General features: G+C 32.7%; 10 protein-coding genes. 1 reads left to right on the forward strand and 9 read right to left on the reverse strand.

Annotation, left to right across the window (positions count from 1 at the left end; all coding sequences use genetic code 11):
• Window positions 1-7: 7 nt before the first annotated feature.
• From H4V97_RS00235 to H4V97_RS00270, 8 genes are all read right to left on the reverse strand, one after another.
• Window positions 8-2,302 carry a DEAD/DEAH box helicase gene (locus H4V97_RS00235; protein WP_209548602.1) on the reverse strand — a complete coding sequence of 765 codons (2,295 nt, stop codon included), beginning with the start codon at window positions 2,300-2,302 and terminating at the stop codon, window positions 8-10.
• A gap of 7 nt (window positions 2,303-2,309) precedes the next feature.
• The gene (locus tag H4V97_RS00240) at window positions 2,310-4,124 is read right to left on the reverse strand and encodes a site-specific DNA-methyltransferase (RefSeq protein ID WP_209548603.1); all 1,815 of its coding nucleotides are present in this window, start codon (window positions 4,122-4,124) and stop codon (window positions 2,310-2,312) included.
• An 18-nt stretch (window positions 4,125-4,142) separates the two neighbouring features.
• A complete protein-coding gene (locus H4V97_RS00245; protein ID WP_209548604.1) occupies window positions 4,143-6,107 on the reverse strand; it encodes a tetratricopeptide repeat protein in 1,965 nt (654 codons plus the stop codon).
• Window positions 6,108-6,402: 295 nt separating this feature from the next.
• Window positions 6,403-7,032 carry a hypothetical protein gene (locus H4V97_RS00250; RefSeq protein ID WP_209548605.1) on the reverse strand — a complete coding sequence of 210 codons (630 nt, stop codon included), beginning with the start codon at window positions 7,030-7,032 and terminating at the stop codon, window positions 6,403-6,405.
• A gap of 96 nt (window positions 7,033-7,128) precedes the next feature.
• Window positions 7,129-7,740, reverse strand: coding sequence for an ATPase (locus H4V97_RS00255; protein WP_209548606.1), 612 nt, complete (start codon window positions 7,738-7,740; stop codon window positions 7,129-7,131).
• Window positions 7,741-7,815: 75 nt separating this feature from the next.
• Window positions 7,816-8,706: a transcriptional regulator gene (locus H4V97_RS00260; RefSeq protein ID WP_209548607.1), complete on the reverse strand. Its 891-nt coding sequence runs from the start codon at window positions 8,704-8,706 to the stop codon at window positions 7,816-7,818.
• Window positions 8,707-8,745: 39 nt separating this feature from the next.
• Complete coding sequence (locus H4V97_RS00265) at window positions 8,746-9,024, reverse strand: helix-turn-helix domain-containing protein (RefSeq protein ID WP_209548608.1); 279 nt, start codon at window positions 9,022-9,024, stop codon at window positions 8,746-8,748.
• Window positions 9,025-9,135: 111 nt separating this feature from the next.
• Window positions 9,136-9,981, reverse strand: a complete 846-nt coding sequence (locus tag H4V97_RS00270; protein ID WP_209548609.1) for an RteC domain-containing protein — start codon at window positions 9,979-9,981, stop codon at window positions 9,136-9,138.
• A gap of 621 nt (window positions 9,982-10,602) precedes the next feature.
• Here H4V97_RS00270 and H4V97_RS00275 point away from each other — a divergent pair.
• Window positions 10,603-11,157 carry a PAS domain-containing protein gene (locus tag H4V97_RS00275; RefSeq protein WP_209548610.1) on the forward strand — a complete coding sequence of 185 codons (555 nt, stop codon included), beginning with the start codon at window positions 10,603-10,605 and terminating at the stop codon, window positions 11,155-11,157.
• Window positions 11,158-11,301: 144 nt separating this feature from the next.
• On the opposite strand, the gene H4V97_RS00280 is transcribed toward H4V97_RS00275, so the two are convergent.
• A complete protein-coding gene (locus H4V97_RS00280; protein ID WP_209548611.1) occupies window positions 11,302-11,688 on the reverse strand; it encodes a helix-turn-helix domain-containing protein in 387 nt (128 codons plus the stop codon).
• Between the last annotated feature and the right edge of the window lie 34 nt (window positions 11,689-11,722).

The following is an 11,722-nucleotide window of genomic DNA, read 5'->3' on the forward strand; positions in this document are numbered from 1 at the left end:
TGTATGCTTAAAGTGCAATCGGGTTAAACATATCCATACCCTTAGTGTCTTTTGTATTACTGATCGTATTATTCCAATACCACCAAGTAGATGTCGTACCGTTTACTTTTTCAATTAAAATCCCTCCAATAGTTTTTAATCCTTTGCTATTTCTAACTGCAATAAACTCTATTAAAGCATTGTGTTTTAAATGTGCATTTGCTGGGTCACTTCCGGCTGTTTTAGTGTCGAATAAATAAGTAATATTAGTTTTACTCAGTATGACAAAATCAACATAAAAAAGACTTTGTTTGCCCAAATAATCGATGTACGGAACTGCAAAATGCTCTTTGGCTTTTTCCCCATTTTTATACCACCATTCTAAATGTGCTGCATTATCTTCTAAAAACTCTGCAAACTTAACTTCGGGTTTTGATGCCCTATTGTATTCATAAAAAGGTTCTAAAGCGTGGATTTTTACTTCCTCTTTTTCCTCGTATAATTCATTGTAAATTCGTTCAATTGGAACTTCCCATTGGTAATTTTGAACATCTTTTGTAGCATTATTTGCTTTCTGCTCTTGCATTTCCTGATAGCGCTCTTTAGCCTTTTCTATTAACTCAATAAAAACAGGCTGGTTTTGGTCGTACAACATTATTTTAATAGCATCGTATTCAATAATTCCAAAATAGTCTTCAAAGAAATATTTCATAGCTCCTTCTAAAACTGGCGTACTATCTACAGCTGCATAAGGTGCTATTAAACCTCTACAAAAATCTTTGAATAATCTTGCCATTTCACTTGGCGTTTTTGCAAAACGAGCCGTTTCGGTTACCAATTTCGTTTGCTCTTCTCCAGTCAATAATACATTCTCTGGAATAACAATTTCAATAGTATTTATATCTGTATTTATGAAGCGTTTTTTAAGAAGTTCTTTATTGGTTTCAAAAAAATGGTCTGAACCCATTTCTCTTTTTAATTCCCAATTCAGTTCGGCAATTTCATATAACGCTTTTCTGAATTTTGCACCTAAACGATTACGAACTATTCGGGTATTGATATAAGTAGAATTCAATTGAACAGGAATATAGTTTTCTATTCTTCGTGCTTTATTCGTTGTAATATAACTCATATCGTCTTTAACAATTTCGATTTGATTTTTACTTAAATTGGTAAAAACATATCCTTGATTTAGCAACGGATTTGGATAATGTTTTTGTTCGGGCATACGTAAAATTCTACCTACGGTTTGAATGGTGAACGTGGTGCTTTTTAATTCTCTAAAAATCAATAAAACTCCTGCTCGAGGACAATCCCAACCTAATGCAATGGCTTGTTTGAAGAGTAAAACCTCGACCATATTATTTGGCTTTTCAATATCTTCTACATTGTCTTTTCTACCTGATAACCAAACTGCTAATTTATTATTACTGACTGTAATGTTATATTTTACTTCCAAATTCTGTAAAACCACATCAATATACTTTTGATCATCTACTGTGTTATTATCACTGGTATCGTTGGGTAGTTGTATTAACAATAACGGATTGATTTTTACACCTAAACTTTCATACGCTTGGCATAATTCCTCTCTTTTTGTTAGAGCTTGATGTAATAAAATTTCTTCTAAAGAACGACCTTCTTGCTTTACTAGATCTAAAGCAGGATTTAAAATAATCCCTTCTTTGATCATTTCTTCAGCAATAACATCCTGACGTTCTACCAATGTTCTGTAATCGCTATTGGTTGTTGGTGTTGCCGAAACTCTAATTTCTACTTTCGGATAAATTTTTTGCAATACTTCATTAGCTCGTTTTGCTGTTTTAGTATTAGCAAACATATGTTCTTCATCAATAATAACAATGATTTCAGTATCGTTTAGTTTGGCTTTGTTAATGAAACTGTATAGATTTTTATTAGTTTCATTTTCTCTAATCATGGTGTTTTTCTCTTTGTTGATGCTTTCCCAATTGACAAACAACACCTCGTTTGGTTGTAATTCATTATCTGAAACATCTTCAAAGAAAATAGGCTTTATAGAACGCATTTCGGCAAAATACCCTTTTAGAGCATTGTAACTCTGAATGTATAATTTGTTTGGTGCTATCCAAATAAACGCTGCTTTTCGTTTTTCTAATTCGTAACGTTCTGGTAACTCCTCGCAAAACTTGTTTAACAACGAAGCCATCATCACAGTTTTACCTGAACCTGTAGGTGCTTTGAAAATTAAATTCTGTCTGCTTCCTGATTTTTTTAACAGTTTACATAAATTAGTGGAAAGATCGTTAACCGCTTCGTCTTGGTATTTTTTTAAATGTATCATGCTAAATTTATACGGTTTCTTGATTAAATAAATATCCTTCTTCGTCTATTGCATCTTCTTCTAAATCTGGAACAGTAGTCCGTTTCTTGTTTGGCAACACATTTTGATAGGCTTTATATATTGCATCAGGTAAAGCACAGAGTGTGATAAGTGCTAAAACTTCCTCAAAATCCTCCGTATAGGGATATTGGCCATTACTGAATACATATACTTTAACAGGATTGTCGTTTTTCTTTTCGTCAAAGAGCTTTTTAATGATTTCAAAGCTATCTTCGATCTTCATATCCTCATAAATAATGATAAACTGTGATTTTTGTCCAGAGAAGGCGCGGTACCATTTCACTTTACTATGCAATTCATGGTAACAATCTTCTTTAATACATAATAGTTCTGTGGCCAGTTTTGCAAGTTCTTTTTTGTTCTTCATGGATTGATCCCGACTAACATATTCACTTTTAAAATACCTCAAATTATTGTTTTTTAAACCTTCAACTGCAGCACCTTTAGCATTGTTATAGCCTTCAATCACTCTTTTATTACGTTCATAGGTCACTTCTTCACAAATATTATTTTCATTGTTGGTTACTAAAATACATTGACGATTTCCACCGTCTTCTGCATTGAGTGCCATTGTAGAATGTAATGATGTTCCTGTACCAGCAAAAAAATCTAGAATTATTGGACTTTCATTTTTTGAATAGAAAGTTAAAGTATTAATCAAATATGAAATTAAAGTAGAAGGTTTTGGATAGGTCATTACACCTTCTGCATTAAATATATTAATTAACTCTTGATATGCATCTTCATTTGTGCCAACACCAATTTCAGGATTTATTAAAGAAGATGGTCTTTTAATTTTATCACTCTGATTGTGCCTTAAAGTATTAAAACCAAATTTGGAAGAAAGGGATATCGCACTACCCAGTTTAATTTCTTCATTTAATTTTTTTTGAACCCAAACGAAAGAGGCCTCAACAGTAATGCTTTCCAAAATTATACCTTCCTCGATATTGAAATCATTTTTAATTTTTATTGATGAAGTACCGTTTCCATATTTACCAGCTAAATATTTACCGTTTTTTAAAGTAGTTTGTAAAAAATTTTCTGGAAAAACTAAATTTTTAAGTGAATTAGTTCTTTTAACTAATGGTTGCCATTTATCAGCATATGCTTCTTCACCATATAATTCAATGTTTTTTATTGATTTTGAATAACACAAAACATACTCTGTCATACTTCTCAAAGTCTTAGAAAGATGACTTCCCTTCTTCTTTTTTACCCATATAAAAGTGCCTACAAAATTATTTTCAATAAAGATTTCGTCACATAATAATTTCAATTGAGATTGTTCATTATCATCAATACTTATATAAACAATACCATTTTCATGTAATAATTTTTTAGCAATTTTTAACCTCTTATACATAAAGGAGAGCCATTTACTATGGCGAAAGCTGTCTTCTTTATCTACAAAGGTATCGTTGTATTTAAAATCTTTATTACCAGTATTATAAGGTGGATCAATATAAATCACATCTATTTTGCCTTCGTGTGTAAACGTCAGAGCAGTTAATGCATGCAGGTTGTCGCCTTCAATTAAAATATGGTTTGGATGTTCCTCACCATTAATGATGGCTTTTTCTTTTACTTCTTTCAATACAGGAAGATTTTCTCGTAATTGTTCCTCCACATCTTCGGGTTTGTCTTCCCAAACTAAGCCGTATTTCTTTTTGGTGTTTACCAAATTAATTAAATAGGCACGCTCGTCTTGAGTTACGCCCTCTAGTTTTTTTATTTTTGAGATAAGTTCTTGTTTGTTCATATTTGAATTAGTTTGCAACTATTTTATTTTCTTTGCCATTTCATATTCTTTTTTAAAATCCAAACCAAGATGTTGCACTTGTTCTGGCATGGCTAAAGTCCAAGAAACATAATAGTAGGCAAGGATTTGATTACCTGAAAAGCGTTTGCCGGTTATGCTGGAAATGATGTAGTCTTTTTTATTGGGATCAATACCCATTGTGCCTAACATGGCAATTTCAAGCGCTGTTTGTTTTATATCTTCTGCTGCTTTGTCTTTGAAGTACTTTAGGGCATCAACCATAAACATGACAATAGCCATGTTGGTTCCAATTTCTTCTTGATGTTTTTGGAATTTTTCCATTTCCCTTTTTTGCAAAGGATCTTCCACTTCCTCTAAACCAAAAGGATCTTGTTGCAGCTTTGTTAGGAAATCATCGATGTTATTTTTAGTCTCGAATTTAGTTTCGCTTTCTAACTCGAAGAAAGAGTCTAAATTGAGTTCTTTTCCCCAATGTTTTACTAGTTCGAACTCTTGTCCAGGTTTGCGATCGTCTTTGATTTCTGAAAATTCGTTGAAAAAAGATTGGGCTTGTTTTAATTCGGCTGTTGAAGCTTTGAATTCCGGAATTAAATCAATCCCAAATAATGCTTTGAATTGCATGGCGTTTACCAAGCTATATGTTTTAGTTTTTGAAACTATATTTTGCGGGGCTAAATCTAAAACTCTTTCATCCGTTACGGACTTAATTGCTTCTTGAAGCAAGTTAAAAAGGGATAGGAATTGGTACGATCTTAATTCTGCATATTCTTTGTACAGGAAGTCCTCAATGAACACATCAATTGGTGTGTTGTAGGTTTGAAGATTTAATCCATTAAAGATTCCATCCGTAAATTTAGTAACCATTGTTTCTTCTACTCCCATGCTTTTCAGTTTTTGAATAGCTGGTTGTATGGTTTGGAGGAAATCCTGTTTGTTTTTTTGAGTAGATAAGAATACTTGGTTCAGATTTTCTTTACGTGCCTGGATTACAAAATCTAAATGGACCAATTCGTGCATTACTAGATGTTCTACTGCAGGATAGGTCGATTTGTATTTAACGATATGTTTGTCGCGATTGTGTCTTTCCGCAAATTCTATTTTGGCAGCCGTTTGGATTTCGTCGTCTTTGAAAATGTCAATTTCAATTCCGCCCTGAGCTTCTAATTGGCTTCTGTAGGTTTTAAATAGTTTTTTACCATCGGAATCGCTTGCAATTTTATTGGCCAAGGAAAAGGCTTGTTTTAATGCGTTTTGGTAAAGTGCCTCTTCGTTAGTTGACTGTTTTATAGCTTGAATCGTACTATAAAAAGCAGATTGTAAATCATTTTCCTTTTCTGCAATCAGTGAAAGAATAAAAGAGGTATTTGGATAATTGTCTTTTAACTTGATTGCTTCGTAAGCATATTTTTTAGCGTCTTCTAGTTTGTTTTCCTGTAAGAGGAGGTAAGCAATGTTAGCTAAAGTGATGTGATCAGCTTTATTAGCCAATATCGCTTGGTCGTAATACTTCAAAGCTGTAGTAACATCGTTTTTGTGTCTGGCAAAAATGTTCCCCATCATCATTAGAGCCCAACCGTTAGTTGAATTCCAACGTAGTGCATCGATTAAAGCATTTATGGCTTCGTCCTGGTCACCTTGCTCGGAAAGTATTTGTCCCAGAATTCTATGAAACTCTGAATTAGTAGGGTTTTTATCGATTAATTTTTCGAGGATTGCTCTTGCTTCGTCAAATTTTCCTTTGTCGCACAAGGCAACGGTTTTGTTGTAATCAGCGTCTTGGGTTATAATAGTTTCGGTATCGACATCAATTATAACTAAATCTTCCTGCAAAGTAACCGTTGGTATAAAAGGACCATAAGAGTACTGTTTTTTAATTGCATCAGTTATTACATCCTTGTTATCAGGAGTTAAATCTGGAAATAGTGTAAAAAAGAAATCGTTTATTTTATGAATAATTTGCATTTATATGGTACTAATATGAGAAAGTAAATCTATAAATTTTTAAACTTATAACCTATTCAATTAATGAACAGCTTACCTCAGTGTTTTTAAATTCCTAATCCACTTTTAAGCGAGAAATACAAAAATAAATATTCTGATTTGTTTTACTTTACGGTTTACCACATTTTGATGGAATTGGTAGCGTTTTTACGATCCATTGATTCATTCGTTTTGTAATGGATTGGTACGTTTTGGTTCATAAAATGTAAAATAACAGCGATTTTATTGCATTAACAATACCCACTTTTAGTGATATTCAATCTATTTTAAAAGAATCAAGATAGTATTGTAATTCATGTAGTTTAATCCCGTTTTGCGCTATATCTGGAAGCTGTGCCAGTTGGACAAAATTACTATTTTGGGATAATGATCCTTGTGTCATTTGGTTTTGTAAAATTATGTAAATGACTTGGGAAAGTGTTTTTGTATTACAAAGTAAAATGTAGTTTTTTAGAGAAATATAGATTTCAAACTTATGCGTTTCGTGGTCATGATCTAATGCTATAAAATTCAGATTTTTTGCTTTTAAAGTGTTCTCGCGAATTATGTATGGTTTTTCCAGTTCTTCAATAACTTTATTGATTTTCTCAGTTGGCATCAGGAACGCCGTGAATTTCCAGGTTCTCAGTCTTGGTGCATTGTCGATTAAAAGGGTGACTTGTTGGAAATAATCGGAACTTCCATTGGCTGTGACAATGAATTCTGTTTTGCTATTTTCTTTTTTTGGAAAGACAATTATAAAATCTATTTCCCTGCAGTAGTAGCTGATATTTTTGCCTAACCAAAATAGAATTTCCTTTTGTTTTTCAGGAGATTCATTGCAACTATTTTTGATTCTTTGATTGTTGTCTTGGAACCAGTTCCAGAAGGTGTTGATTTTTTTCATTGTGTGAAAAGGTTATTTGGTTACTCGTTTAGGGTTTAAAGTTCGTTTGTTACGGTCTTTGGACTCCGCTTGAGATGACAGAGAGGTTGGTTGCTATTATCGTTTGTCTTTGGTGGTTTTGTCAAAAGGGATTAAGTTCAGCATGTTTCTCAAGCGAGACCGGACTCGATTACCGTAGGCGGTTTCTATTTCGGATGCGGAGAGGTTTGTGGTGATGTGGGTGTAGATTTTCTTGGATATAAAAATGTCGTACCTGGAGAGAATAATCTCTGCCATGACATTACATTCGTTTCCGAAGTATTTGAGGTTCTTTTCGGTGCCTAAATCATCGAAACAGTAGTTTTTATGTTCGGCATGGGTGTTGTGGCCATGGCTGTAGCGCTGAATTACTTCATATCCATCTTTGATGAACTCAAAACTAATGTCCCGGCTCGTTTTCATGAAGAACTTTTTATTTGGTTGAGGTACGTAGCGCATTAATGCCATCAAAGAAGTTTTACCGCAGCCTACTGGGCCAGAAAGAAGAATTCCTTTGCTGAGGTCGATTTCAAACTTAGCTGCAGTACATTGATCATCTAGAAAATAACAAATCAGTTTTGTGATGTTTGTCGTGTCTTGTTCTAGGAATTGAAATTTGTCTCCAAAATCCTTTTTGCCTTTTTTTTCTAACCAAGCAATAATTTCTGGATAATTGTATTTTGATGTCATAGTGTGGGGTGAGAGGTTAGAGATTGGCAGTGAGAGGTGTCTTTCGAATCGTAGAGAACCTGAAACAAGTTCAGGTTAAAGTGGTTCCCCGTAGTTTTTATCCGCAGCTGCGTGGAGATTATACGCTCTCGTTTGCTCTTTTACTGGGATGTTTTGTGGCGTTTTTACATTAAATTTATTAGTGTTCATCATCCAATTTCGTGCAGCTGCTTTCCAATCTTTCATTTTTGTTTTTCCACCAATCAGCCATCCGTTGCTGGAGTAATAATTAAAAAATCGCTCTGCTTCAAACTCGGAATATTCTTGAAACTTGAAATACTCTTTTGTCAATTCCAATGTTGGGTTTTCGTCCCTCGACGCCGCTCGGGATGACACGTTCGAAGTGACAGCTTTAACCTTTTCTTTTTTGGCGGAACTTTTTTCTTTTCTCTTATTTTTTTCTGGATTTTCTAAAATTAAATTATCATCTAAAATTTCAAACTCGGGTGTTCTCTCTATATTGTTTTTATTGTTTTTATATGTTTTTTTATTCTCTATATAGAGCTGACCATTAACCTGTTCAGTTGCCTGACCAATAGGCTGTTCATTTTTTGAACTAGTACGGTCATTTTTTGAACGGGTTGATTCATTTTTTGAACAGGTCAGCTCATTATCATCGGATTTTGATTTGTATCCCTCTGAGAAATTGTGGACTGTAATAGAAGTACCGGAATACGGATTGAAAGAGGGGTTGTAATCTAAATAACCCAATCTTTGTAAGTCTTTGATGCATTTATGATAGGTGGCATTAGAAGCAATTTTACTTCCTTTCATCATTTCGTCTCGAGTAATAGTTATTGGATTCTTGAACCGGTTCACATTCCAACATTGAAAAATAGTAATGTATAAACTGATGTGCGTTGGATTAAGTGTGTTTTCAAGCGCTATTCGATTAAAGAAACCTGTAAGGTGTTTGATGTAGTTCATAACTTGGTTCTTTTATTTGTTTTTTTGAAATTTTAATGGTTAATTGATTTCGAGCAATTTTTGGATATCGGTATAATTGTAATAAATAATACTTCCAATTTTGGTGTAGTTTAATGTTCCGTTGACGCGCAGGTTTTGTAGTGTGCCAGGGGAGATCTTGAGTAGTTTCTTAACTTCAGAAGATTTGAGCCATTTTTTGGGTTCCGGATTGTGATTGATGATTTCCTTAATTTCCGCTATAAGGTTGTTTTTGAATTCTACTAAATCACCTTTAGTAATAAGCTGATGGGTAAATAGGGTAGGGTTTTCTGTTGTCATACTGTTGTTTTTTAATACGTTATGATGCAAAAGAAGTGAAGTTGAAATGAAAAAACACCCAAGTTGGGTGTACCTTGGGTGTTTTTTTTAATCAAAAGATAGTAAAGTCTATTATTTCCAGTCTTGTTCGTCGAAGCGTTTGTTGAGATTTTCGCTTAAAGTATCTAAGAATTTAGTTTTGTTTATTTTACGATTTTTAATTTCATTGAATACCCTGTAAATATCTCCCAATTCTATATCAAAGACTTTTTCCAAGTATTTTGCTATTTCTACAATACCTACTTTTCCATGATTGAATGCTTTTTGGGTATGTAATGCATAAACTGTTTCAATTAAAGCCGTTTTACTCTCTGTCCATTTTAAAGTTTTAAAGTCTACTACTGGTACCATATACGGAGATATGTTCTCGTTTAAGTTTCGAATTTTATTTTCAATGTATTTTTGAAAAATTTCATTAGCCAGAATGCTAGCTACTTTATAGTCATGAGTTGTTGAAAAGCGATGATCTAATTCGTGGTAAAATGTCTCTAAATTATAATTGATTTCAGCATTATTTCGAATAAAAATTTTACTATCAATGAACTCGCCTCCTAATCGATAATAATTATAAAATTCTATATTTTCAGTAAAATTGATATTGAGTTTGTTTAACTCAGAATCCAAATACTCACGCTGAATTCTTTTGCTGCCAAGCGGTTTTCGAGTTTCCAGTTTTCTAACTTTCTTGAAGTATATTAATTTTGAAGTGAATTTTGGTTTTATGATTTTAAAAAAGTGAATTTCATCTTTTTCATTTTCAAATTCATTTTCTAAAACGAAACTTTTAAGAATTTTAAAATGCTTTACAATCGTTTCTATGGATTTCTCGCACATAATGATTGGATTGTCATAATCAAAAAAAATAGTGTTTAATTCTTCTTCTAGTTCACTGAGAACTTTACGACTGAATTTTAGCATATAATAATTTAGGTTTGATGGTTGTTATTGATTAATTGAATGAAAAATCATCTAAATTATATGAATAGTTTTTATAATAATTTAATAAAATGTGTAACTACAGGTATGTGATTTATCTTCAGTAGTTTAAGTATTAATTTTTTTTAAGCTGTTCGAGTGCTAGTGTGTTGAGCTTTTCAAGTAGTATTTCCATGTCTTTACTTACTTTTTTGTCTAAAATTTTTGCGTAATGCCGGGTGGTAAGTAAGTTTTTATATCATTATGATCGGTATGGGGACTTCACATAATTCGCGAGGCTCTCGGTACACGATAACCATTTGATTCTTCGTCAAAACTCTAAACAGTTGGGTTAATTGCAGTTCGTAAAAAACCTTTTTTTAGTATTTTAAAAAGGATGGTCTAATGGGGTCAATAAAAATTAATCCCGAATTGACAAGTAATCCTCCCGAATTGACAAGTTTACAATAAATGAATGATGTAACATTGTACATGGTTTTTACCAGTTTTTTCAGCTTGAAATTATGTAGAGGCAGCTTCTGGCCAAATTGTACTTAAAAATTAGTAGTACTGATATTTTGTTTGGCTTTATTTAGAATTTACAACAGTTTAATTAATGATATTATGCAGCAAGAAATACATCACGAAAAAAATCAAGAACGTATGAACACTATCTGTCAAATGTTTCTAAAAATGGGAGAAGGAAATTTTGCCTATCGGATAGCTAGAACTGGGAATAATGATAAACTGGAGTCTGTAGCAATTCTAGTAAATTTGTTGGCTAAAAAAATGGAGGAATCTGTTTCTCAGTTGGATTACATTTATCCCTTACCGAGCCACTCGTTAGTTGCGCAAGGTGTGTTTCGTGTAAGTAGTAAATTTGAAATAAACAATATTAGTGCTGCAGTAACTACTGTGACGGGCTACAATGCTGACCAACTCATAGGAAAAGATTTTGCAGAAATACTTGTGAAAGAATCCTTGCCCTTATTGGAGAAGGTAAAAACTGAAATTATAGCGAATAAGTCTTATAATAACATTGTCTCATTGGAATTTATAACTATCGATAAATTATCTATTTTAGTTAGCTGTATTTTTTCAAAATTATCGAAAAGTCAAGACATAGTTATTACTTTGTTTTCCCCTGTAAACGATAATGTAATGGGAAAGAAATCTTAGAGAAGGAGCTATATAGTGAAAGGTTTATTTAAAATCCAATTGTTAGAATAAATTGTGATTATAAGTTAGTAGCTTTTACTACAAACATAGTTTTTCATGACAAAAAAAAGAGACCGTAAAGTCTCTTTGCATTATTTGTGGTATTTATTTATCTTTAAGTAACTTTTCTAAATAAATTATTTTTTCTTTTTCAGCTGACAATAGACGTTCATAAAGTTCAAGAATTTTATCCAGTGGATTAATTGAACATAAATAATTATTGTTATTAGAACTACTATCTGTGAAGGTATTATTTATAATATTAAATACAGTTTCTTCACTGAATTGTCTTATTCCTTCTGGAGAAACGTTTAAGAGAGTTGAGATTTTTTCCAAAAGCGCATCTTCAATTGTTTCACTACCTTCCATATTAGAAACGGTTTGTTGACTTACACCCATGGCAACCGCCAAAGCTTCCTGTTTCATACCACGAAGTTCACGAATGCGACTGATGTTACGACCTATGTGTTTTGGTTTTGTTGCTGTGTTCATAATTCAAAGATAGTAATTCTGGTTAAAAAAGTTC

The sequence above is a fragment of the Flavobacterium sp. CG_23.5 genome (genome assembly GCF_017875765.1).
Lineage (GTDB): Bacteria > Bacteroidota > Bacteroidia > Flavobacteriales > Flavobacteriaceae > Flavobacterium.